The sequence below is a fragment of the Bauldia sp. genome (assembly GCA_037200845.1).
GTDB lineage: Bacteria > Pseudomonadota > Alphaproteobacteria > Rhizobiales > Kaistiaceae > DASZQY01.
In genome coordinates this window covers 1,721,783-1,745,627 of sequence record JBBCGQ010000001.1, presented here as the reverse complement: position 1 = coordinate 1,745,627, position 23,845 = coordinate 1,721,783, and the positions used below count along the sequence as shown (strand labels likewise).

General features: G+C 67.6%; 22 protein-coding genes. 6 read left to right on the top strand and 16 right to left on the bottom strand.

From position 1 onward, the window contains the following. Window positions 1-11: 11 nt before the first annotated feature. The gene (gene yajC, locus WDM94_08395; GenBank protein ID MEJ0012633.1) at window positions 12-347 is read right to left on the bottom strand and encodes a preprotein translocase subunit YajC; all 336 of its coding nucleotides are present in this window, start codon (window positions 345-347) and stop codon (window positions 12-14) included. 264 nt (window positions 348-611) lie between these two features. Between yajC and WDM94_08390 the strand changes: the two genes are divergently transcribed. After that, the gene (locus WDM94_08390) at window positions 612-1,472 is read left to right on the top strand and encodes an ATP-binding protein (GenBank protein MEJ0012632.1); all 861 of its coding nucleotides are present in this window, start codon (window positions 612-614) and stop codon (window positions 1,470-1,472) included. Window positions 1,473-1,556: 84 nt separating this feature from the next. Here WDM94_08390 and WDM94_08385 read toward each other — a convergent pair whose 3' ends face one another. The 12 genes from WDM94_08385 to argS all read right to left on the bottom strand — a co-directional run bounded on the left by WDM94_08385 (window position 1,557) and on the right by argS (window position 14,859). Next, a complete protein-coding gene (locus WDM94_08385) occupies window positions 1,557-2,963 on the bottom strand; it encodes a peptidoglycan DD-metalloendopeptidase family protein (protein MEJ0012631.1) in 1,407 nt (468 codons plus the stop codon). A gap of 349 nt (window positions 2,964-3,312) precedes the next feature. Next, entirely contained in the window at window positions 3,313-3,978 is a 666-nt protein-coding gene (locus WDM94_08380) for a protein-L-isoaspartate(D-aspartate) O-methyltransferase (GenBank protein MEJ0012630.1), read from the bottom strand. 10 nt (window positions 3,979-3,988) lie between these two features. Then, complete coding sequence (gene surE / locus WDM94_08375; protein MEJ0012629.1) at window positions 3,989-4,777, bottom strand: 5'/3'-nucleotidase SurE; 789 nt, start codon at window positions 4,775-4,777, stop codon at window positions 3,989-3,991. Window positions 4,778-4,976: 199 nt separating this feature from the next. Continuing rightward, window positions 4,977-6,449 carry a serine--tRNA ligase gene (gene serS, locus WDM94_08370; protein MEJ0012628.1) on the bottom strand — a complete coding sequence of 491 codons (1,473 nt, stop codon included), beginning with the start codon at window positions 6,447-6,449 and terminating at the stop codon, window positions 4,977-4,979. A 192-nt stretch (window positions 6,450-6,641) separates the two neighbouring features. Beyond that, window positions 6,642-7,460, bottom strand: a complete 819-nt coding sequence (gene tatC / locus WDM94_08365; protein MEJ0012627.1) for a twin-arginine translocase subunit TatC — start codon at window positions 7,458-7,460, stop codon at window positions 6,642-6,644. Beyond that, window positions 7,457-7,921, bottom strand: a complete 465-nt coding sequence (tatB, locus tag WDM94_08360; GenBank protein MEJ0012626.1) for a Sec-independent protein translocase protein TatB — start codon at window positions 7,919-7,921, stop codon at window positions 7,457-7,459. The genes tatC and tatB overlap by 4 nt, the downstream gene beginning before the upstream one ends. Window positions 7,922-7,978: 57 nt before the next feature. Beyond that, window positions 7,979-8,170, bottom strand: a complete 192-nt coding sequence (locus WDM94_08355; protein ID MEJ0012625.1) for a twin-arginine translocase TatA/TatE family subunit — start codon at window positions 8,168-8,170, stop codon at window positions 7,979-7,981. Window positions 8,171-8,266: 96 nt separating this feature from the next. Then, entirely contained in the window at window positions 8,267-8,872 is a 606-nt protein-coding gene (gene scpB / locus WDM94_08350) for an SMC-Scp complex subunit ScpB (GenBank protein ID MEJ0012624.1), read from the bottom strand. An 82-nt stretch (window positions 8,873-8,954) separates the two neighbouring features. Further along, complete coding sequence (locus tag WDM94_08345) at window positions 8,955-9,800, bottom strand: ScpA family protein (protein MEJ0012623.1); 846 nt, start codon at window positions 9,798-9,800, stop codon at window positions 8,955-8,957. 3 nt (window positions 9,801-9,803) lie between these two features. Beyond that, the gene (nagZ, locus tag WDM94_08340; protein ID MEJ0012622.1) at window positions 9,804-10,829 is read right to left on the bottom strand and encodes a beta-N-acetylhexosaminidase; all 1,026 of its coding nucleotides are present in this window, start codon (window positions 10,827-10,829) and stop codon (window positions 9,804-9,806) included. Between the two features lie 13 nt (window positions 10,830-10,842). Then, window positions 10,843-13,080: an SPOR domain-containing protein gene (locus tag WDM94_08335; GenBank protein ID MEJ0012621.1), complete on the bottom strand. Its 2,238-nt coding sequence runs from the start codon at window positions 13,078-13,080 to the stop codon at window positions 10,843-10,845. 36 nt (window positions 13,081-13,116) lie between these two features. Beyond that, on the bottom strand, window positions 13,117-14,859 hold the full coding sequence (gene argS, locus WDM94_08330; protein ID MEJ0012620.1) for an arginine--tRNA ligase: 1,743 nt from the start codon (window positions 14,857-14,859) through the stop codon (window positions 13,117-13,119). 206 nt (window positions 14,860-15,065) lie between these two features. On the opposite strand from argS, the gene WDM94_08325 reads away from it, so the two are divergent. Together WDM94_08325 and WDM94_08320 are read left to right on the top strand one after the other, a co-directional pair. After that, the gene (locus tag WDM94_08325; protein MEJ0012619.1) at window positions 15,066-16,214 is read left to right on the top strand and encodes an FIST N-terminal domain-containing protein; all 1,149 of its coding nucleotides are present in this window, start codon (window positions 15,066-15,068) and stop codon (window positions 16,212-16,214) included. A 4-nt stretch (window positions 16,215-16,218) separates the two neighbouring features. After that, window positions 16,219-18,132, top strand: a complete 1,914-nt coding sequence (locus WDM94_08320; GenBank protein MEJ0012618.1) for an EAL domain-containing protein — start codon at window positions 16,219-16,221, stop codon at window positions 18,130-18,132. 203 nt (window positions 18,133-18,335) lie between these two features. Here WDM94_08320 and WDM94_08315 read toward each other — a convergent pair whose 3' ends face one another. Continuing rightward, window positions 18,336-19,490 carry a deoxyguanosinetriphosphate triphosphohydrolase gene (locus WDM94_08315; GenBank protein ID MEJ0012617.1) on the bottom strand — a complete coding sequence of 385 codons (1,155 nt, stop codon included), beginning with the start codon at window positions 19,488-19,490 and terminating at the stop codon, window positions 18,336-18,338. Between the two features lie 213 nt (window positions 19,491-19,703). On the opposite strand from WDM94_08315, the gene erpA reads away from it, so the two are divergent. Beyond that, a complete protein-coding gene (erpA, locus tag WDM94_08310; protein MEJ0012616.1) occupies window positions 19,704-20,039 on the top strand; it encodes an iron-sulfur cluster insertion protein ErpA in 336 nt (111 codons plus the stop codon). Window positions 20,040-20,050: 11 nt separating this feature from the next. Continuing rightward, window positions 20,051-20,683, top strand: coding sequence for a VOC family protein (locus WDM94_08305; GenBank protein MEJ0012615.1), 633 nt, complete (start codon window positions 20,051-20,053; stop codon window positions 20,681-20,683). Between the two features lie 290 nt (window positions 20,684-20,973). Here WDM94_08305 and WDM94_08300 read toward each other — a convergent pair whose 3' ends face one another. Further along, on the bottom strand, window positions 20,974-22,455 hold the full coding sequence (locus WDM94_08300) for an AMP nucleosidase (GenBank protein MEJ0012614.1): 1,482 nt from the start codon (window positions 22,453-22,455) through the stop codon (window positions 20,974-20,976). Between the two features lie 95 nt (window positions 22,456-22,550). After that, the gene (locus WDM94_08295; GenBank protein ID MEJ0012613.1) at window positions 22,551-22,979 is read right to left on the bottom strand and encodes an OsmC family protein; all 429 of its coding nucleotides are present in this window, start codon (window positions 22,977-22,979) and stop codon (window positions 22,551-22,553) included. Window positions 22,980-23,054: 75 nt separating this feature from the next. On the opposite strand from WDM94_08295, the gene xth reads away from it, so the two are divergent. Further along, the gene (gene xth, locus WDM94_08290; GenBank protein MEJ0012612.1) at window positions 23,055-23,837 is read left to right on the top strand and encodes an exodeoxyribonuclease III; all 783 of its coding nucleotides are present in this window, start codon (window positions 23,055-23,057) and stop codon (window positions 23,835-23,837) included. Window positions 23,838-23,845: the final 8 nt, after the last annotated feature.

The window sequence follows — 23,845 nt, the reverse complement described above, 5'->3', positions numbered from 1 at the left end:
TTTAAGACGCGTCAGGTCGCGTCCTTCACGGGCTCGCCTCGGGTACGCACTTCGCCGATGGAACTGCGCACGACGCGCACGCGCACGCCCTCGGCCAGCTCGATCCGCACCTCGGTCTCGTCAACCTTATCGACCTTGCCGATCAGGCCGCCGGAAGTGACGACGGTGTCGCCGCGGCGGAGGTTGGCGACCATCTCGCGGTGCTGACGCTGCTTCTGCTGGTTCGGCCGCAGAATAAGGAAGTACATAATGACGAAGATAAGGAGAATGGGAGCGAACTGGAAAAGGAGGCTCGTCGGTCCGCCCGCCGCCGCGCCGGACTGTGCATAGGCCTCGGTAATGAACATCCCCAATATCTCCTTGAACCGCGGAAAGAATTTCTCCCCGCGAAGCGGCGCGGACTATAGCCACGCCCGCCCCCTTTGCAAACGATATAGGCAGGCGGGCGGCGGGTTACATCAGCCCTCCCCCGTCATTCCGGCGAAAGCCGGAATCCAGCGCGAAACCACAGGTTTGCAGAGGCAGCGGAGATCAGGCCGCGCTGCCGCCCGCTGACCCCGGCTTTCGCCGGGGTGACGACGCGGGAGGCGCGTGCTACCCCCTCGCCCGCCATGGCGGACAAAGACGACCTCAAGATCATCGCCGAGCGCCTCGACGCGCTGACCCGGCTCATTGCCCGCGCCGTGCCCGCCGAGCCGCCGAAGCCCGATTTCGGCGCGGCCGATGCCTTCGTATGGCAGCCGGCGACCCACGCGCTGCAGCCGGTGAAGCAGGTGAGCGCCGTCGATATTGGCCTCCTCAAGGGCATCGAGCGGCCGCGCGATATTCTCGTCGAGAACACCGAGCGCTTTGCCAGGGGCCTGCCCGCCAACAACGTGCTGCTCTGGGGCGCGCGCGGCATGGGCAAGAGTTCGCTGGTCAAGGCGGCGCATGCGGCGGTCAACCGCGGCCACAAGCTGAAGCTGGTCGAGATACATCGCGAGGATATCGAGACGCTGCCCGAGGTGATGGCGCTGCTCCGTGATGCGCCGCACCGGTTCCTATTGTTCTGCGACGACCTGTCGTTCGACGGCAACGATGCCTCCTACAAATCGCTGAAGGCGGCGCTGGAGGGCGGCATCGAGGGGCGGCCGGCCAACGTCGTGTTCTACGCCACGTCGAACCGCCGGCATCTTCTGCCGCGCGACATGACGGAGAACGAAGCCTCGACCGCGATCACGCCCGGCGAAGCGGTGGAGGAGAAGGTGTCGCTGTCCGACCGCTTCGGCCTGTGGCTGGGCTTCCACAAGTGCAGCCAGGACGAATACCTGGAGATGGTGCGCGGCTACGTCGCGCATTTCCAGCTCAGGGTGCCGGAGAAATCGTGGCGGGCGGAGGCGCTGGAGTGGGCGACGACACGCGGCGCGCGATCGGGCCGAGTCGCCTGGCAGTTCGTGCAGGATCTGGCGGGACGACTTGGGGTCGTCCTTTAGGGACGCAGGCGCCCCGCCAGCCCTGTTTTGACCAGGATCCCTTCCGGAGGTCAGGACTGATCAAGTGCACGTCACCGGCGGGAATTACGCGCCGGCGAGGTAGTCCAGCGGATTGACCGGCTTGGCGCCTTTGCGCAGCTCGAAGTGAACCTGCGGGGCGGTGACCGAACCGCTCATGCCGGCGTGGGCGATCGTCTGGCCGCGGCGGACGGTATCGCCGCGCTTCACCAGGATGTCCTTGTTGTGGGCGTAGGCGGAGACCCAGCCGTCGGCATGGCGGATGAGCACGAGGTTGCCGTAGCCGGCGAGCTCGTTGCCGGCGTAGATCACGGTACCGGTCTCCACCGCCTTGACCGAGGTGCCTTCCGGCACGGCGAGGTTGATGCCGTCGTTCTTCTCGCCGTTCGGCTTGGCGCCGAAGCCCGAGATGATGCGGCCACGCACCGGCCAGCGGAACGACTTGCCGTCGGAAGACGCGGCGTCGGCGGCATCGTCGATGTCGGCGGTCGCCTTGGCGTCGGTCGGCGACGGCGTCGCCTCGGGCAATGCCGGGACGGCCGGAATCTTCGGCGCGTTGGCGACGAGCTGGCCCGTCTCCGCGCTATCGGCCGGCGACGTCAGGCGGATCTTCGGCTCGTTCGTCGCGATCGCGGTCGAGGTGCCGTTGTCCTTGTTGATCACGAGCTGGCCGAGCGGCTTCGCCGGCGCGCCGAGGATGGTGGGCTTGGTGTTCTGGGCAATCGCGACGCTGCCCTTGAGGCGGAGCGTCTGGCCGACCTGCAACTGCGTATCGGTGTTGATGCCGTTCAGCGAGGCAAGCTCGACCGGCGTCATGTTGGCCTTGCGGGCGACGCCGAACAGCGTCTCGCCGGGCTGCACGGTGTAGGTCGAGCTGCCGGCGGCGAACACCTGCGGCGCCGGCTTCACCATCGCCGGAGCAGCCGGCATCGGCTGCGCCGCGGCGTAGGACGGTGTGTCCGTGTTGCGCAGGCGGTCCGGCGCGATCGCGACGCGGCGCGGGATGACCATGATCTTGCCCGGGCGGACCTGCGCGGGCGACGACATCTGGTTGGCGGCGAGGAGCTGCTCGCCGGGCACGCCGAACTTGGCGGTCAGCGCATCGAGATTCTCGTTATTGCCGACGGTGATGACGCGGCCGCCGACGGCGGACCATTCGAAGGCGCCGTCGCTGGCGGGCGCGGCGTAATCGTCTGACGGGGCGGCCGAGGCGTAGCTGGTGACCGGCGGCGGCGGGAGATCGGAGCGGGAGACATCGTCGTTGCGGGCGACCGGCGGCATCGGCTGGTAGCCGGCGCTGGCGCCCGTGTTGTCCTGCCCGATGATCTCGCGCTGGTTTTCGGTGGAGGAGGTGAAGAAGGGTTCCTGGAGCCGCAGCGAATTGCTGCAGGAGGCGCTCATACCGGCGAGCAGAACCACCAAAGCCGCACCGCCAACGCGACGCGAACCGAACGCGAATACAGGGCTACGCATTGAGCAACTCGCAACAGAACTAGGGAACTGAAGCGAGTTAACGCCAGTAAGGTTGCCAAAGGTTTAAGCGGAAACCATGTGGTTTGGCATTGGCCGCTGCGGGCCGTAGCGCGGCGCGCCTCTGTTTCCCAGGGCGTCACCGCCAATGAGTCCCCTCTCCCTGAAAGGGAGAGGGCTTCCGAACTTGGCGAGCGAGGCGAGCCTAGGGAGGAAGGGCGAGGGTCAGCGGATCTCTCATTCTAACTCCTGCCTTGGACCCTCACCCTTCGCCTCTAACTCGTTTCGCTCCTAAGAGGCGAAGCCCTCTCCCTTTCAGGGAGAGGTGACTAGTTGGCGACAGCTCGCTTGCTTACAGCCGCGCCGCCTTGCCCGGGATCAGCGGCACGAAACGCACATCGGCCAGCGTCTTCTCCGTAAATCCATCCTCGGTCCGCTCCAGCCGCAGCAGTTTCTGCACGCCGTCGGCCGGTCCGACCGGAATGACGATGACGCCGCCGACCCGCACCTGCTTCTTCAGCGCCGGCGGCACCTCCTCGCCGGCCGCCGTGACGATGATGCGGTCGAATGGCGCCTGCTCGGGCCAGCCCTGCATGCCGTCGCCGACCAGCGTCGTGATGTTGCCGAGGCGGAGCGACTTGAAGCGCGATTCCGCCGCCGTCATCAGCGTGCGGAAGCGATCCATCGTGTAGACGCGGCGGGCGAGGCGCGCGAGCACCGCGCTCTGGTAGCCGGTGCCGGTGCCGATCTCGAGCACCCGGTCGCGGTCGCCGACGTCGAGCGCCACGGTCATGATGCCGACGATGACCGGCGCGCTGATCGTCTGGCCGCATTCGATCGGCAACGCGCGCTCGGCGTAAGCCTCGGCCTGGCTTTCGGCGGGCACGAAAAATTCGCGCGGCACCGACTCGATGGCAGCGACGATGCGCTGATCCATGATGCCGGCGCGACGCAGCCGCAGGATCAGCTCGGCGATCCTGATGCGCCTGTCGTCGCCCTGTCCGCCGGACTCGACCATGCTGAGATGGTTACGCCCGGCCGGCGCCCGTGTCGCGCTGGAAATGATGCCGAAGCGGATCGGTGAGATCGTGGGCGGTAAGGTCGAGGCGGAGCGGCGTCAGCGAAATTTTCCCCTCGGTCACCGCCTCGAGGTCGCTGCCTGCCGCGAACGTCTCCGCTTCGCGCCGGAACATCAGCCAGTAGTAGGGCAGATTGCGGCCGTCGCGGCGCTCCTCGATGTGCAGACCGTGCGCGAGCTTGCCCTGGTACGTCACCGTGAGCGGACCGGCGGCTTCCGGCGTCGTGTTCGGGAAATTGAGATTGTAGAGCACGCCCTCCGGGAAGCCGAAGGCGAGGATGCGGCGCAGGATATCGGGCGCGTGCGCCTCCGCCGTCTCCCACGGCACGACGCGCTCGTTACCGTCGTAGTGCGCCGCCTGGCTGAGCGCGATCGACGGGATGCCCAGCAGCGTGCCTTCGATGGCGCCCGCCACCGTGCCCGAGTAGGTCACGTCGTCGGCGAGATTGGAGCCGGAGTTGACGCCGGAGAGCACGAGGTCCGGCTTCCGCGCGGCGAGCAGCCGCCGCACGGCCATGATGACGCAATCGCTCGGCGTGCCGCGAAGCGCGAAGCGACGTTCCGAAATCTGGCGGAGGCGCAGCGGGTCGTTCAGCGTCAGCGAGTGCGCCAGGCCGCTCTGGTCGAATTCGGGCGCAACGACCCAGACGTCGTCGGAGATCGCAGCGGCGATGCGCTCCAGCACGGCGAGGCCCGGCGCGTGGATGCCGTCGTCGTTGGTGATGAGAATGCGCTTGATCAAAGCAACTCCCCACCCACCACGCGGAGCCTGTCCTCGGGCCGGCCTGCGGCCGGACCCGGGGGCGTGGTCCCCCCTCCCCGGAACGGGGAGGGATTGGAGTATGCTTCGCTGGCAAGAATACACTGCAACAGTTCGGCTGGGCTCCATCCCTCCCCGGCACGGGGAGGGGGGACCGCGCGAAGCGTGGTGGGTGGGGTCACGCCTCCACCCGCTCGATGCCATTCATGTAGGGGCGCAGCGCGTCCGGCACCGTGATCGACCCATCCGGGTTCTGGTAGTTCTCCATCACCGCGATCAGCGCGCGGCCGACGGCGACGCCGGATCCGTTCAGCGTGTGCACCAGCCTTACGTTTTTGCCCTCTTTCGGGCGATAGCGCGCCTGCATCCGGCGGGCCTGGAAATCGCCGCACACCGAGCACGACGAAATCTCGCGGAACGTCCCCTGCCCCGGCAGCCAGACCTCGATGTCGTAGGTCTTCTGCGAGGCGAAGCCCATGTCGCCGGTGCACAGCGTCATGACGCGATAGTGCAGGCCGAGGCGCTTCAGCACCTCCTCGGCGCAAGTGAGCATGCGCTCGTGCTCGTCCTTCGATTTTTCCGGCGTCGTGATCGACACCAGCTCGACCTTGTCGAACTGATGCTGGCGCAGCATGCCGCGCGTGTCCTTGCCGGCAGCGCCGGCCTCGGAGCGGAAGCACGGCGTCAGCGCCGTGAAACGCAGCGGCAGTTCGTCCTCGGAGAGGATCGATTCACGGACCAGATTTGTTAGGGGGACTTCGGCGGTGGGTATGAGCCAGAGGCGCCGTGTCTCGAATATCGGCAGCGCAAAGTCCTTATCTCGCGCCGTCTTCTTCGAGAGGCGCACCCTTAGCTTACCTTGCGTCTCGGCCAACTCCGCTGCGCTCGCTAATGCCGCCGCTCGCGGACCTTTGAATGTGAGAACCACTTCACCGGACGGGCCAATGTTCGACTCGCATTCATCTGCGCCGATGGCCTCTTCACTTGAAGCCAAGAACATATCCTCCGCCGACTTCGGCAGGTTTCCCGTGCCATACGGAATCTCATCCCGGACCAGCAACGGCGGCTGCACTTCCGTGTACCCATGCTCCTCCGTGTGGAGATCGAGCATGAACTGGCCGATGGCGCGCTCCATGCGCGCGAGGCCCTTCTTCAGCACGACGAAGCGCGAACCGGAGAGCTTGGCGCCGGCTTCAAAATCCATCTGGCCGAGGGCTTCGCCGAGTTCGTAGTGCTCCTTGGCCGCGTTCAGCGTGGGGCTCGCGCCCCAGCGGCGATACTCGACATTGCCGTGCTCGTCCTCGCCGACGGGCACGTCGTCCTGCGGCACGTTCGGGATGATCGCCATCGCATCTTGCAGCGCCTTTTCGGCAGCCTTGGAATCCGTTTCAAGCGCCGCCATCGTGTCCTTCAGCGATGCGACCTCGGCCATCAGGCGCGATGCCGTCGCCTCGTCCTTCTTCGCCTTGGCGGCGCCGATCTCCTTGGAGGCCGCATTGCGGCGGCCTTGCGCTTCCTCGAGCTTCTGGATCGCAGCGCGGCGGGCTTCGTCCAGCGCGATGAGGCGCGACGATGCCGGCTGCTGGCGGCGGTTCGCCAGCGCGCGGTCAAGCGCCTCGGGGTTGTCGCGGATCCATCTGATGTCGAGCATGGCGGGTCTCAGGCCGGCGTTTGGTGCGGCCTTGTAGCGCCAAACCGGCTGCGCGTCATGCCGTCTCGCATCCCCGCTCCGTCATTCCGGCGAAAGCCGGAATCCAGCGCGCGACAGCCGACCTCGCGACGCCTTCAGCGCTGGACCCCGGCTTTCGCCGGGGCGACGAGCGCGGATCGGGTGACGGTCCGGTCAGGTCGCGCTGGTCGCCTTGGCCGCGGCGGCTTCCGCCTCGTTCCGCCGCTTCTCGACGCCCCTTACGGCCCAGATCGAGGCCTCGTAGAGGGCGAGCGTTGGGATCGCCAATGCGATCTGCGAGATGATGTCCGGCGGGGTCAGAACCGCGGCCGCGACGAACGACAGCACGATGGCGTAGCGCCGCCCGCTTTTCAGGAATGCGGAGGAGACAATGCCGACACGAGCCAAGAGCGTCAGGATCACCGGCAACTGGAAGACCAGGCCGAAGGCGAGGATCAGGCCCATGATCAGCGAGAGATAGTCGCTGACCTTGAACAGCGCCTCGATCGACGCGCTGTCGACGCTGCCCGACTGCTGCAGCGAGAGGAAGAAGCGGAGCGCCAGCGGCATCAGGATGAAGAAGACCACCGAGGCGCCGAGCACGAACAGCACCGGCGTCGCGATGAGATACGGGATGAATGCCTTGCGCTCGTTCTTGTAGAGGCCGGGCGCGACGAAGCCATAGATCTGCGTCGCTATCACCGGGAAGGCGATGAACAGCGCGCCGAACAGCGCGACGCGCATCTGGGTGACGAAATATTCCTGCGGCGCGGTATAGATCAGCTTCGCCGCGTCGCCGTGGTTCGCCGCCGCCCAGACGTAGGGGATGAGCAGCACGTTGTAGATCTGCTTGGCGAAGACGAAGCACAGCACGAACGCGACGAGGACGGCAATGATCCCGCGGATCAGGCGCGAGCGCAGCTCGATCAGGTGCGTCAGCAGCGGCGCGCGGCTCGCCTCGACTTCGTCCGGCGGCGGCGTCTGGTCGGTCACGTCTCGACCTTCGGCACGGCGGGCGCGTCAGGCGCCGCGGGCACGGTCGCGGCTTGCGGCCCCTGCGGAACGGGCACCACGGAAGCGACGGGGTGGATCGGGGGAACGGGCGGCGCCTGGGGAACGGGCACGACGGAAGCGACCGGATGGACCGGCGGCACCGAGGGAACGGCGGGCGGCGACAGGTCCTTCTTCACGCTCGCCTCGATGGACGCGAATTCCTTTCGGACGCGGCCGATCGGGTCGATCTTCGACAGGCCCTGCAGGTCCTTCTGGATGCCGTCGAGCTCGGCTTCCTTCAGCGCCTCGTTGAACTGGCCCTGGAAGTCGCGGGCCATGCGCTTCATGCGCCCGCTCCACTGGCCGACGACGCGCATGGCGCGCGGCAAATCCTTCGGACCGATGACGACGATCGCGACCACCGCAATCAAAACGAGTTCGGTCCAGCCGATTTCAAACATGCCGATTGACGCTCTCGACCGCCGGCCTTGGCGCCGGCGACAGCGGAATGGTGTCCGCTAGACCTTGGTCTGTTCGGGCGTCTTGCTTTCGATCGGCTTCGGCGTCTCGTCGTCGTCGGCGAGGCCCTTCTTGAAGCTTTTCACGCCCTTGGCGACGTCGCCCATCAGGTCGGAAATCTTGCCGCGGCCGAAAAGCAGCACGACGACCAGAATGACGATGAGCCAGTGCCAGATGCTGAGTGAACCCATGGGTCCTTCTCCACCAATTCCTTGAAGCGGCAGCGCTATCGGCTGCCATTTACGCCCAGCTTTCTCAAATAGGCGCTAACGCCGCCGATGGCAAATCTAACGGCTGGGGTCTTCCAGCAAATCGGCTTCGTCCAGCGGATCCTCGTCCGGCGCCAGGTCTTCCGTGGCATGCGGTTCGGGAATCGAAAAATTGGCCGGCACGCGGGAGTCGAGCAGGCCGGCGGCCTTCAACTCGTCGACTCCGGGCAGATCGCCGACCGTATCGAGGCCGAAATGCGTGAGGAACGTCTCGGTGGTGCCGTAGGTGATCGGCCGGCCGGGCGCCTTGCGGCGGCCGCGCATCCTGATCCAGCCAGACTCGAGCAGCACGTCGAGCGTGCCGGACGACGTCGCCACACCCCGTATCTCCTCGATGTCGGCGCGGGTCACCGGCTGGTGGTAGGCGACGATCGCCAGCGTCTCCAGCGCGGCGCGCGACAGGCGGCGCTGTTCGACCGCCTCGCGCGACAGGAGGAAGGAAAGATCGCCGGCGGTACGGAATGACCACTTGCCGGCGACCTGCACGAGATTTACGCCGCGGGTGGAATACGTCTCCTTGAGTTCGGCGAGGAGACCGGCGACGTCGGCGCCTTCCGGCAGGCGCGCGGCGAGGTCCTCGGCGGCGACCGGCTCGGCGGAGGCGAACAGCAGCGCCTCGACCATGCGAAGATTCTGCCGCCAGTCTTCCGGCGACTGGCCCGCGGCGTTGGCATCGTTGTCGACGGCGATCATGACGGCAGCACTATTAGCCATTTCCGGTCTCCGGTGACACCAGCGCGACGGCGACGCGATCGCGGACATAGAGGGGAGCAAAGGGTTCGGTCTGGCGCAGCTCGAGCTTGCCTTCGCGCACGAGCTCGAGGCTCGCCCCGAACGAACTTGCCGTGACGCTCCGCCGCATGCCGAGCGTGGAGAGATACGGCGACATCAGCACCTCCATCGGCGTCCACTCGGCGACGTGGCCGACGAGGCGCGTCAACGCCGAGCGCGCGTCCTGCAGCGACCAGACGGCGCGGGCGCCGATGGTGACCACCGATATCGCCTTCTCCTGGCGCTGCACGGCGTAGGCGGAGAGCAGGTCGTAGAGGGTCGCGGAATATTCGTTTTTCTTTTTGATCTCGACCGGCTCGGGATCGCCGCGCACGAATACGTCGCGGCCGAGGCGGTCGCGGTTTGCCAGCCGCGCCGCGGCGTCGCGCATGGCTTCCAGCCGCTTCAGGCGGAAAGCCAGCGCCGCGGCCAGTTCCTCGCCGGTCGGCTCCTCGCCGTCGCTGACCTCGGGGATGAGCAGGCGCGACTTGAGATACGCCAGCCACGCCGCCATCACGAGGTAATCGGCGGCCAACTCCAGCCGCAAGCTGCGGATCTTCTCGATATAGGCGAGATACTGGTCGGCGAGCGCCAGTATCGAGATGCGCGCGATGTCGACCTTCTGGTCGCGCGCCAATTGCAGCAGCAGGTCGAGCGGGCCCTCGAAGCCGGCGACATCGACGACCAGCGCGGTGTCCACCTCGCCGCGGTCGAGCGTGTTGTACGCCTCCCAGATTTTTTCCTGGTCCTGTTCGCTCGTCGGTGCGGCGGCTGCGGTCATAACTCAGCTCGCCGCCCAGCCGACACGCGCAACGAGCGCGCGATATTCTTCGCGCGCCGCGGCTTCATCGAGCGGATGGGGATCGTGCCTCGCCTGGAGCGCGCGAGTCGCCCGCTCTCGTGATTTGCCTCCGAGAGCGGGCGCCGCACCACCGATTTCGCGCATCTCCTCGGTCCGGCCAGAACAGTGAAGCACGAGATCGCAGCCGGCGGCATAGATAGATGCGGCGCGGGAGGAGTAATCCCCAGAAAGTGCGTTCATCGACACATCGTCGCTCATCAGGAGGCCGTCGAAACCGATTCGTCCGCGAATGATATCGCGGATCACCGTGTCCGACGTGGTCGCCGGACGGTCGCGATCGACTGCATTCACAACGAGATGCGCGGTCATCGCGATCGGCAGGTCGGCGAGTTCGGCGAAGGGAACGAAGTCGCTGGCATCAAGCGTCGCGATATCCACATCGATCGACGGCAATGACATATGACTGTCGCTTGTCGCGCGTCCGTGCCCCGGAATGTGCTTCATCACCGGCAATACGCCGCCGGCGAGCAGGCCCTCCGCCATGGAACGTCCAAGGTCTGCAACGACATAGGGATCGGTGCCGAAGGCGCGGTCGCCGATGACGTCGCTGGCGTCGGGCATCGAAAGATCGAGCACCGGGGCGCAGTCGATGTCGATGCCGAGCGCGCGGAGGTCGCTGGCGATCAGCCGCCCATGCAGCCATGCCGCGCGCTCGCCGGCCTCGCGGTCCTCGCGCGAAAGCGTACCGATGGTGCGGACCGGCGGATATTTCGGCCAGTTCGGCGGCTTGAGGCGCTGGACGCGGCCGCCTTCCTGATCGATCAGCACCGGCGCGTCATGGCGACCGACCGCCGCGCGGAACGCGGCGGCAAGATCGCGTATCTCCGCCGGCTCGCGGCAGTTGCGCTGGAACAGGATGAGGCCCCACGGCTGCTCGGCCGCGAAGAAATCGCGTTCCCACGCCGTAAGCGTGGTGCCGGCGCAGCCCGAGACGAAGGCTTTCACCACCGCGGGAGGCCGGTCACCGCTTCGCCAGCACGCAGTCGCCGCCGGCCTGGCGGAGGTCGTCACACAGGCGCTGCGCGTCGGCCTGCGAGAACGGCCCGACGCGGACGCGGTAGAACGTGCCGCGGTCGGGCACGTCGGCGCGCTGCACGTTGACGTCGTAGCTGCCCAGGATGTTGGGATAGCGCGCCTGCAGATCGCGATAGGTGGCGCGGGCGGCATCCTCGGTGCGCTGCGACGAAATCTGCACCAGCACGCCGCTGGACGCCGGCGGCGTCGCGCTGGCGCCGGGCACGATGTCGATCGGGCTCGGATCGTTGGAAGTGTCCGCGGCCGCCACCTGCAGGTCGGCGGCGGGAGGCTTCGTGGCGGCCGGCTTGGTCACGGCGAGCTTGACTGACGGCGGCTTCGCGGCGGTGGGCTTGGTCGCTGCCGCCGGCGCCGTCTCCGCCGCAGGGGCAGCCGCTACCGCGACAGGCGTGGCGTCGGGCGGCGCCGTTGTGCCATCGGCCGCAGGCGCGGTGATCGGCAGCGCATCGCCGGTGTTGCCGGTGATCGCAGCGGTATCGTCGATGACGGCCGGCGCGGGCGCCGCATCGGTCGCGGCGGGTTTGGCGGCGGTTGCCGATGCGGCAGGTGCAGTCGCGTCCGATGGCCCGGCCGCGGCGTCGGTGGCGGCGCTCGACACGATCGTGCCGTCCGGCTTCACGATGACGGTGCGCACCTTGCGCGGGCCGATCGGCTGGATGGCGTCGGGGTCAACCGGCGCCGCGATGTTGTTCTCCGCGACCTGGCCGATCGCGTCGGGCTGGGTCGCGGACGGCGCAGTGGCGGCGGGCGCGTTGGCCTGGGCCGAGGGCGCGGCGTCGCCGGTGCCCGGCGCATCGATGCCGGGGCCGCCCGGGATGATGACGCGGCTGATGGCGTTGTTGCCGTTGTTCGACCCGACGTCCTTGATCGGCCCGTTATCGGGCGTCAGCAGGGTCGTGTCGGTGTTCGTCTGATCGCCGGAATTGACGCGGTCGTAGATCAGCTTGTTCTGGCCGTCGGGATCGTTCGCCGCGGCGGTGTCGTCCGGCGTGATCTTGGTCGGGTCGCCGTTGGCGGCGATCACCACCGGCGCGCCGCTGGTGACGGTGCCGCCGCCGTTGAACATCGCGAAGCCGACGCCACCGACGAGGGCGACCAGCACGACGCCGAGCACGACCAGAAGGTTGCGGCTGACGCCCCGGCGCTGCGGCAGCGCCTCGAGGTCGTCCTCCAGCGGCGGCAACTGCTCGTCGTCGGCGTAGCCGGGCAGCGTGCCGAGGTCCTCCAACGGGAACTCGTCCTCGATCTCGGGCGGCTCGAGCTGGTCGGCGAACAGGCCACCCTCGGCGAACGGGTCGAGGTCGGCCTCGTCCTCCATGGGCGGAGCGGCAGTGCGCGGCGGCGCGAAGCGGCTGGCGGCCGCCGGCTGGGCACGCGCCGGCTCGGGCTGCTCCCAGCGCGAATGCGGCTGGCGCGGCGGCACGGCCGCCGCCGCGGGCGGCGACGATGCCGGCGGCGCGGCCGAGCCGCGAAGCTGGAACGCGCCGAGGTTGGGCGTGGGTGGCGGCGCGGGCTGGCGCGGCTTTGCCGGGGCGCGTTCGACCGGCGCCTCGGCGACCTTCTCGGGCGCGGGCTCTGGCTTGCGCTCCGCCGGCGGGCGTTCGGCGGCCGGACGCGGCGGCGGTGCCGACGACTGGATCATCGGCTGGATGACCGGCGGCGCCGGGATCGGCACGAGGCGCGTCTGGTCGACCGGCTCGAGGCGGAACTCGTCGCGGAGTTCGGACCCGGCGTCGGTGCGCGGCGCGGGATGGGGCGGCGGCGCAGGCTGTGGCGCCGGAGCGGCGGCAACGGGAGCCGGCGCTGGTGCCTCGTCAATGACGATCGGCGCGCGCGGCGGTGGCGGGGTGGGAGATGGAGCCTGACGCGGGGCAGCGGCAGCCACGGGAGGCGGCGCCGGCGGGAATACATCGCGGACGGCGGCAAACGATGCCTGCAGGTCGTTCAGCAGCTCGGCTTCAAGATCGGAACCGGCGCCGTTCGATGGCGGCGCCGCGGGCGCCTGCCGGGAGGGCTGCGCGGCGCTGCTGGTGGGACGGCCCTGGACGATCTTGGCGAGCTCCGCCAGCGGGTCGTCCGCCATGGTTGCGCCACGGCGCGCATCCGCCTGGCGCCGGTCGGCGGATGGCCGCGGCGACACCTTCGGGTCGTATTGGTCCGGCATCCCCGACCACTCCTCACGCTCGGTAGAGGTGGCCCCTCACCGCATTTCCTCGGGTGCGCTGACGCCGAGAATAGACAATCCCGACGCCAAAACCAGCTTCACCCCATGGACTAACGCAAGGCGCGCCAAAGTCGAATCTGGTTCGCCGGCGTTGATAAAGCGCAATTGCGGCAACTCCTTGCCGCGATTCCAGTGGCCGTGAAATTCCGACGCGAGATCATGGAGATAGAAGGCGACGCGGTGCGGTTCGTGCGCTTCCGCCGCCGATTCAATTATCCGGGGATATTCGGCCAGACGCCGGATCAGGGCGAGTTCGCCGGGGTCGGTGAGCTTCTCCAGCGGTGCCTTTGCGAGCGCCGCATCGTCGAGTTTTAGGTCGGACACTTCGGCCGCCGCCTGCCGGAACACCGACGCCGTGCGGGCGTGGGCGTACTGCACGTAGAAGACGGGATTGTCCTTCGACTGCTCGGTGACCTTGGCGAAGTCGAAGTCGAGCGGCGCGTCGTTCTTGCGGTAGATCATCATGAAGCGGACCGGATCGCGGCCGACTTCCTCGACCACGTCGCGGAGCGTGACGAAATCGCCCGACCGCTTGGACATCTTCACCGGCTCGCCGTTGCGCATCAGCCGCACGAGCTGGCAAATCTTCACATCTATGCTGCCTTCGCCGCCGGTGATCGCCTTGATCGCGGCCTGGACTCGCTTGACGTAGCCGCTGTGGTCGGCGCCCCACACATCGATCATGTCGGCGAAGCCGCGCCGGTATTTGTCGAAATGATAGGCGATGTCCGAGGCGAAGTAGGTGTAGCTGCCGTCGGATTTCTTCAGCGGCCGGTCGACGTCGTCGCCGAAGGCGGTGGCGCGGAACAACGTCTGCTCGCGGTCCTCCCAGTCTTCCGGCAACTGACCCTTCGGCGGCGGCAGCGTGCCCTCGTAGATCAGGCCCTTGCCGGCAAGCCAGTCGATCGCCTCGGCGACGCGGTCCCTGCCCTCCTGCAGCGAGCGCTCCGAGAAGAAGACGTCGTGGTGCACGTCGAGCAGGTCGAGGTCGGCGCGGATCAGCGCCATCATCGCGTCGATGGTTTCGCGGCGAACCGTCGGCAGCCACGCGGCCTCGTCCTTGCCGAGAAACGCGTTGCCGTACTTGGCGGCGAGCGCAGCGCCGACCGGCTTCAGGTAGTCGCCCGGGTACAGTCCCTCGGGGATCGCGATGGTCTCGCCGAGCGCCTCGCGGTAGCGGAGATACGCCGAGCGCGCCAGCACATCGACCTGCGCACCGGCGTCGTTGATGTAGTACTCGCGCGTTACTGCATAGCCGGCGAACTTCAGCAGCGAGGCAAGCGCGTCGCCGAACACAGCGCCGCGCGTGTGGCCGACGTGCATGGGGCCGGTCGGGTTTGCCGAAACATACTCGACGTTGGTTTTGACGTCGCCGCCGACGGCGCTCCGCCCATAGCCGTTTCCCTCGGCAAGCAGCGCCGCGAGGCTCCGCTGCCAGACCGGCCATTTCAGGCGCAGGTTGATGAAGCCGGGTCCGGCGACCTCGGCGCTGTCGATATCCGGATCGGAGGCGAGCGCCGCCGCGATATGGGTCGCCAGCTCGCGTGGGTTGCGGCCAAGCGGCTTTGCCAGCACCATCGCCGCGTTGGTGGCGAGGTCGCCGTGGGTCGCGTCCCGCGGCGGCTCGACGGTCAGGCGCGCCAGGTCGGCCTCGCTCGCGCCGGTCACACGGCCAGCGGCGGCACGGATGCGTGCTGCGAAGTCATTGAAAATATTCATAGGATTCGAAAACCACCGCGCCCGTCCGCCAGAGAGCGGGGTAGCCGAAAACCGCGGCAAAATCAAACGTGCGGCCGCCCGGCTTGGCCAAGCAATCGCTAAAGGTTTCCGAGCGTTTTGAAGGGATCGGAATAACCCATTGTTCACAGGGCGCGTGTACTCGTCGGACACAACTAGAACCGCGACCTCGCGGCGGGAGCTTTCCTATGCGCGCAAACCTTCTGTCCTGGCGGAAAGACTCCGGCTGGTCGGAAACGGACAAGCTTACGGGAGTGCCGCAGCTTCTGTTCTACTTCGGCGCCCGCCTCGACCTCGAATCCGCCGACCGATACGACGAGCTGCGCGCGCGTTTTCCCGAGGTGCATCTCGTCGGCTGCAGCACCGGCGGGCAGATCCGCGACGACGAAGTCTTCGACGACCAGATCGCGGCGGTCGCGCTGTCGTTCGATCGCACCCGCCTGCGCGTCGTGCATGAGGAAGCGGAGAGCGCCGACAAATCTTTCGCCTGCGGCGCCGCGATCGGCGCCAAGCTTGCCGGCAGCGATCTCGCCGGCATCTTCGTGCTCAGCGACGGCCTCAACGTCAACGGCAGCGCGCTGGTCGACGGGATCGCGTCCATCGTCGGGCACGGCATCCCGCTCACCGGCGGTCTCGCCGGCGATGGCGACGCATTCCGCGCGACGGTGGTCGGCGCCGACTTCGCGCCGCGTGCCCACGTCGTCGCCGCGGTCGGCTTCTACGGCAACGCCGTCCGCATCGGCCACGGCAGCGCCGGCGGCTGGGACCAGTTCGGTCCGCGCCGCCGCGTGACGCGCTCGGTCGGTAACGTGCTCTACGAACTCGACGGCGAGCCGGCGCTCGACCTCTACGAACGCTACCTCGGCGATGACGCCAAGGGCCTCCCCTCGACCGCGCTGCTCTTCCCGCTCCGCGTCTACGAGCCGACCCGGCCGGACCACGACATCGTCCGCACGATCCTGGCCGTCGACCACGAGGCGCGCTCCATGACCTTCGCCGGCGACGTGCCGGAAGGCTGGGTGGCGCAACTGATGCGCGGCAACTTCGACCGCCTGGCGGCGGGCGCCGCGCAGGCCGCCCACGACGCGCAGGAGCAACTCGATGCCCTCACCCACGGCGGCGACGAGCTGGCGCTGCTCGTCTCGTGCATCGGCCGCCGCCTGCTCATGGGCCAGAACACGGTCGACGAAGTCGAGGCGGCCGGCGCCGAGCTCGGCGATCAGGTCAAGCGGCTCGGCTTCTATTCCTACGGCGAGATCTCGCCGCATCGCATCTCCGGCGTGTCGCAGCTCCACAACCAGACCATGACGATCACGACCATCTCCGAGGCGGCGTAGCGCCTTGAACAAGCTTTTCGCCCGGCAGATCGAGAAGGCGACGGACGCGAACGGCGTCCTCGACCTCGAGCGGCTTGGCGAGCTGGTGGTCGAGGCCTACGAGACGGTCGATCGCGACCGCCGGCGCACCGACCGCTCGATCGGGCTGATGATCGAGGAGCTCGACGCGCTGAACAGCAGCCTCGAGCGGCAGGTGGTCGAACGCACCGCGGCGCTGTCAGCGCGCGAGGCCGAGCTTTCCGCCCAGAACCTTCGCTTCGACGCCGCGATCAACAACATGTCGCAGGCGCTGCTGATGTTCGACGAGAACGCGCGGCTGGTCATCCACAACGACCGCTATCTCGAAATGTACGGCCTGAAGCGCGGCACGATAGGGCCCGGTCTCAGCCTGCTCGAGCTGATCGAGATGCAGGTCAAGGGCCGCACGCTGGTCGGCGATCCCCTCGAGCTTGCCGAGAACGTGCTCGCCGCCTCGGCGCGCCGGCGCGCCACGAGCTGGCTCAACGAACTCCCCGACGGCCGCACTATCTCAGTGCGCCTGCATCCGATCGCCGACGGCGGCTGGGTGACGACGCATGAAGACATCAGCGACCGGCGCGATGCCGAGCGGCGCATCGCGCACATGGTACGCCACGATACGCTCACCGACCTGCCCAACCGCGTCATGCTGCGCGAACGCCTGGGCGAGGCGCTGGCGCAAGCGACGGCGAAGGAGCACGTCGCCGTGCTCTACCTCGACGTCGACCAGTTCAAGGCGGTCAACGACGACTTCGGCCACACCGCCGGCGACGAGCTGCTCAAGGCGCTGGCGGCGCGGCTCTGCGCCTGCGTCGACGATCGCACGACGGTTGCGCGCATCGGCGGCGACGAATTCGCGATCGTGCGCATGAACGTGTCGGCGGGCGGCTCGGAAGCGGCGGCGCTTGCGGTGCGCATCTGCGAGGCGCTCGGCCTGCCCTTCCAGGTGCAGAACAAGGAAGTCGTCGTCGAGACCAGCATCGGCATCTCGGTCGCGGCCGACGACACCGTCGATCCGGGCGAACTGATCAAGAATGCCGAGCTTGCCCTGCAGCGTGCCAAGCTCGAGGGCCGCGGGCTGGTGCGCTTCTTCGAGCCGGAGATGGACGAGCGCATGAAGGCGCGCCGGTCGCTCGAGGCGGCGCTGCGCAATGCGCTGGCGACCGGCGAGTTCCGGCTCTACTACCAGCCCGTGGTCAATCTCAGCGACGGCCGCATCACAGGATGCGAGGCGCTGATCCGCTGGCACCATCCGGAGCGCGGCGAGATCTCGCCGGCCGAATTCATCCCGATCGCCGAGGAGATGGGCCTCATTGTTCCGCTCGGCGAATGGGTGCTGCGGCAGGCGTGCGCCGACGCCTGCCACTGGCCGGACGACGTGCGCGTCGCGGTCAATCTTTCGCCCATCCAGTTGCTCAACCCGCGCCTGGTGCCGGTGGTGCTGAATGCACTGGCCAGCGGCGGCATCGCCGCCTCGCGGCTGGAGATCGAGATCACCGAAACGGCGCTGATGCAGAACACCGAGACCACCCTGTCGGCGCTGCACCGCCTGCATTCGCTGGGCATCCGCATCTCGATGGACGATTTCGGCACCGGCTACTCTTCGCTGTCGAACCTGCGCTCGTTCCCGTTCGACAAGATCAAGATCGACCGCTCGTTCATCAGCGGCCTGCCCGACCGCGAGGACTCGGTCGCGATCGTGCGCGCCGTCGCCAGTCTCGCCGCCAGCCTCAACATGATCACCACCGCCGAAGGCGTCGAGACCGCGGCGCAGATGGACCGTGTGCGCAAGCTCGGCTGCACGGAGATGCAGGGCTTCTATTTCAGCCGCGCGCGGCCGGTGGAGTTCATCACGCGGCTGCTCGCAGCCGATGCCGTGCGGCCGGCGATGAGCGCGTAGCGCGTATCTTCGCGGCGCCGGTGACGGGGAGACACCCCTCCCCAAAACCGCTTTGCGGTTTTGGCCCTCCCACAAGGGGAGGGCTCAACAAGCGGAGTCCGGGTCGCGCAGCGAGGATGAACCCTCCCTTTGTGGGAGGGTCAAAACGCCGAAGTCGTTTTGGGGAGGGGTCTGCATACCACAACGCCGTTCCCTCGCCCGCCCTACCGCAACTCCGGACTGCCGCCGAAAAATTTCTGGTGCTCCAGCAGCGCGTACCGGTCGGTCATGCCGGCGAGAAAATCGGCGACGACGCGGGCGGTGTTGCCCTCCTCCGCCGCCTGGCGCCAGCCTTCGGGCAGCGCCGACGGCGCCTCGCGGTAGAAGGCGAAGAGGTCGCGCACCACCGTCTCCGCCCCGTTCATCACGCGCAGCACGCCGGCTTCGCGATAGACATCGCGGCTGAGGCGCGCTTTCAGGATGCGGTCGACGTCGGCCATCGCCGGCGAGAAGGTCACCACGGCCTGGCCGGCGTGGCGGATGTCGTCGGACGACGTCGGCGCCAGCGCGGCGATGCGCTTCTGTCCCTCGCCGATCACGTCGTTGACGAAGGCGCTGATCATGCGGCGAATCAGTTCCGCCCGCGTGCGGTTCGGCGACAGGTCGAGATGCTCGCGCCGGATGGCGGCGAGGATATCGCCGACGAAGGCAAGCTCGCTCAGGCCTTCCAGCGTCAGCAGCCCGGCGCGCAGGCCGTCATCGACGTCGTGGGTGTTGTAGGCGACGTCGTCGGCGATCGCGGCGGCCTGCGCCTCGGCGCTGGCGTAGGTGGCGAGCCGGAGGTCGTGCTTCTCGACGTATTCGGCGATAGCGAAGGGCAGCGGCGGCTTGAGGGGGCCGTTGTGCTTGACCAGGCCCTCCAGCGTTTCCCAGGCGAGATTCAATCCGTCGAAGCCGGGATAGCGGCGCTCCAGCAGCGTGACGACGCGCAGGCTCTGGGCGTTGTGGTCGAAGCCGCCGTCGTTGGCCATGGCAAGCGCCAGCGCCCGCTCGCCGGCGTGGCCGAAGGGCGGGTGGCCGAGATCGTGCGACAGCGCCAGAGCCTCCGCGAGGTCCTCGTTCAGCGCCAGCGCCCGGGCGATGTCGCGGGCGATCTGGGCGACCTCGATCGTGTGGGTCAGGCGCGTGCGGTAGTGGTCGCCCTCGTCGAACAGGAAAACCTGCGTCTTGTCCTTCAGGCGGCGGAACGCGGTTGAGTGGATGATGCGGTCGCGGTCGCGCTGGAACTCGGTCCGGGTGGGGCTCACAGGCTCGGGATAGAGCCTTCCGCGGCTTGCGGCGGGGTCCGCGGCATAGGCGGCTAACGTCTCAACCACCACGGGTCTCCACGCGAATCAGCGTCCTTTCCGGCAGAATTTCCGCCTGGATCATGGCCCGCCTTTATGACGGTCACAATTCGAATGCGGCGCAAAACCTAGAAAAGCCGCCAGCCAAGGCACGGCCGGCATTGACTCCGCATACCTCGCCTCCTAACTATTCCGGCAGTAAGTCCTAGGTAAAACTACGGTTTTTGGGCCGTTATACCGCTGACGATGATCGAAACATCTGCCGTGACGCTGTCGGAGCGCGCCGCGCGCCGCATCCTCAAGATTCTGTCGAAGGAGCCGACCGGCACGGCGCTCCGCGTCAGCGTCTCGGGCGGCGGCTGCTCGGGCTTCCAGTACGGCTTCGATCTCGACCCCAAGCGCGCCCAGGACGACATCGTCGTCGAGCGCGACGGCGCGGTCGTGGTCATCGATCCGGTGTCCCTCCCCTACATGGGCGGATCGGAGATCGACTTCGTCGACGACCTGATCGGGCAGTCGTTCCAGATACACAATCCTAATGCGACCGCATCCTGCGGGTGCGGAACAAGTTTCTCCATCTAAAGAGAGAAGCGATGGCGGGGGCCAAGGGAAAAACCAAGAAGAAGCCGCCAGCCAAGGCGGTGAAGCCCGCGCCCCGACCCAAAGTTGCCGCCAAGCCTGCAGCGAAGGCGCCGCCGCCGCGGCCCGTAGCAAAGATCGCCGCCCCGAAACCGGTCGCACTGAAGCCGGCAGCGCCCAAGCCCGTAGCGGCGGTGCCGACGCCTACCCCGATCTTCGCCCCTGCTCCAGCCAAGCCGCATACCACGGCGAAGCCGCTCGCCGCCGGGGACTTCACGCTCGAGAAGCTGCATCAGGTGGCACTCACCGCGACCAACCTCGACCTCGCCGTCGAGTTCTATCGCGACGTACTCGGGCTGAAATTCATCGCGCGCTTCGATCCGCCGGGGCTGGCTTTCTTTGCGCTCTCGGGCGGCGCGCGGCTGCTCCTCTCCACCACCTCGTCCAACGCCTCGCTCTACTTCCTTGTCGATGACATCGACAAGGCGGTGGCCGAACTCAAGAAGCGCGGCGTGTCGTTCTTCCACCCGCCCTCGATGGTGCACCGCGACGACGCCGGCAACTTCGGCAAGAAGGGCAACGAGGAGTGGATGGCGTTCTTCAAGGACCCCAGCGGGAATTTGCTCGGGCTTGTGACGAAGCGGTAGTTCCGCCTCCCTTCTCCCGTCATTCCGGCGAAAGCCGGAATCCAGCGCGAACTATCCACGCAACGCGGCGGAGAGCACGTCGCTGGACCCCGGCTTTCGCCGGGGTGACGAACGGAGAGTGGGTGACGAGCGCGCTTGGGTGATGCGTGAAGCGCGGATAGCGACGACCGGCGCCGCATCCCCTCGCTGTCGTGCCCGCGCAGGCGGGCATCCAGTGCACACCGATGCTGCAATGTTTACTGGGTCCCCGCCTTCGCGGGGACGACACCCCGCGAGTTTGCCGAAGTGCGTTACTGGAACGCCGACTCCGCAAAACTTCTAAGCTTGCGCGAGTGCAGGCGCTCCGGCGCCATGGCGCGCAGCTTCTCCATTGCGCGGATGCCGATCTCGAGATGCTGGTCGACCTGGCGGCGGTAGAAGTCGGAGGCCATGCCGGGCAGCTTCAACTCGCCGTGCAGCGGTTTGTCGGAGACGCAGAGCAGCGTGCCGTAGGGCACGCGGAAGCGGAAGCCGTTGCCGGCGATGGCGCCCGACTCCATGTCGAGCGCGATGGCGCGCGATTGCGAGAAGCGGCGGACCGGCTCGCGCTGGTCGCGGAGCTCCCAGTTGCGATCATCGACGCTCGCCACCGTGCCAGTGCGCATGATCGACTTCAGCTCGAAGCCTTCCAGCCCGGTGACCTCGGCGACCGCTTCCTCCAGCGCGACCTGGACTTCGGCGAGCGCCGGAATCGGAATCCACGTCGGCAGGTCGGCGTCGAGCACGTGGTCCTCGCGGACGTAGCCGTGGGCGAGCACGTAGTCGCCCAGCGCCTGCGTGTTGCGCAAGCCGGCGCAGTGGCCGAGCATCAGCCAGGCGTGCGGACGCAGCACGGCGATGTGGTCGGTGATCGTCTTGGCGTTCGACGGGCCGATGCCGATGTTGACCATCGTCAGGCCGCCGTGGCCGGGCAGCGTCAGGTGATACGCCGGCATCTGCGGCAGGCGGAGCGGAGCGGCGCCGGTGCGCTTCTCGCCCGCCATGGTGACGACGTTGCCGGGCTCGACGAAGCTTTCGTAGCCGCCCTCGCCGGTGGCGATCATCTGGCGGGCCTTCTCGACGAAGCCGTCGACGTAGAACTGATAGTTGGTGAAGATCACGAAATTCTGGAAATGCTCCGGCCGCGTCGCGGTGTAGTGCGGCAGGCGGTGCAGCGAATAGTCGATGCGCGGCGCAGTGAACGGGGCGAGCGGCTGCGGCTCGCCAGGTGCCGGCGTGTAGGTGCCGTTGACGATGGCGTCGTCCATCACGGCGAGGTCGGGCACATCGAACATGTCGCGCAGCGGCCGGTCGATCTTGTCGGCGATCTCGCCCTCGACATGGACGCCGTCGGGGAACGCGAAGTGGAGCGGGATCGGCAGCGACGAGGGGCCGATCTCGACCGGGCGGCCGTGGTTGCGGATGAGCAGGCGGATCTGCTCCGTCAGGTAAGCGCGGAACAACGAAGGCTGCGTCACCGTCGCGGAATATTGTCCGGGACCGGCGACGTGGCCGTAGGACAGGCGCGAGTCGACCTTGGCGTACGAGGTCGTCTCGAAGCGGATCTCGGGATAGGTGGCGCGGACGCGGCCGGCGAGGCGCTTGGTCTTGAGCAGCGACGCGAAGCGCTCGCGGATGAAGGCGGTCTGGATTTCGTAGATCAGCTCAAGGCGCGCGACGGCGGCTTCCGCATCGTCGAACGCCTCGAAGGCGATCGGTTGCGGCCGGTCGAACTGGCTGTCGTCGGATTTCATGGATTCTCTTGCACCTTTCAGGGTGCGCGGGAATGTCTGCCCGCGCCGCCCTCCGGTCAAGGTGCTAGCCGCCCTCCTTGAAGGTGGCGTGAACGCTATGCTTTGAGCGTCGCGTCCAGCGTGATCTTCACCGCGGCAAGTGCGCGGGAGACCGGGCAGTTCTGCTTGGTGCCCTCCGCGATCTTGGCGAACGTCGCCTCGTCGATCCCCGGGACTTCGGCACCGACCGTCAGCTCGATCAGCGCGATGGTCGGCTTGCCATCGACGGTGTCGAGGTGGAGCTCCGCCTTGGTGCGGATGTCCTTTGCCGTGAAACCGGCGGCGGTGAGATCGGCGGACAGCGCCATCGAGAAGCAGCCGGCGTGCGCTGCCGCGATCAGCTCCTCGGGGTTGGTGCCGCCGCCGTCGGAAAAGCGCGAGGCCCACGAGAAGGCGCCATCGTAGGCGCCGCCGCCAAAGCGCATGTGGCCGCGGCCTTCGCGGAGATTTCCCTGCCATTCGGCTTCCGATGTTCTGACCGGCATGTGTCGTCGCTCCATTTCTGGTGTTGCTCGTACGATACCTAGGACTCGACCGGCCTTCGGGCTAGCTTGCCGGCCATGAAGATTGCGACATGGAATATCAACGGTGTCCGCGCGCGCATCGACGGCGCCACGGCGTGGGTCAAGGACGCGGCGCCGGACATCGTCTGTTTCCAGGAGATCAAGTCGGAGGACCTGTCGTTCCCTTCCGAGATGTTCGAGGCGCTCGGCTATAACGTCGCCGTCCACGGGCAGAAAGGTTTCAACGGCGTCGCACTGCTCTCCAAATATCCGCTGGAGGATGTCTCGCGCGGCTTGCCCGGCGACGGCGGCGACGACCATGCGCGCTTCATCGAGGCCGTGGTGTCCGTGCCGTCCGGGGCGCTCCGCGTCGTTTCGCTCTACCTGCCTAACGGCAACCCGATCGGCACGGAGAAATTCGAATACAAGCTCGCATGGATGGAGCGGCTCGACGCGTGGACGCGTGCGCACCTCGCGCTGGAGGAAGCCTTCGTGCTCGCCGGCGATTTCAATGTCATCCCCGAGAACGTCGATGCGCGCTATCCGGACCACTGGACGCGCGACGCGCTGTTCCAGCCGGAGACGCGGGCGACCTACCGCCGGCTGCTCAATCTCGGGCTGACCGACGCGTTCCGGGCGTGCGAGCCGGGCGAAGGGCACTACACCTTCTGGGACTACCAGGCCGGCTCCTGGCAGAAGAACGACGGCATCCGCATCGATCACATGCTGCTGTCGCCGCAGGCAGCCGACCGGCTGCGTAGTGCGGAGATCGACAAGCGCACGCGCGGCTGGGAGAAGCCGTCCGACCACGTGCCGGTGATCATCGATCTCGATTTCTAGAACCGTTC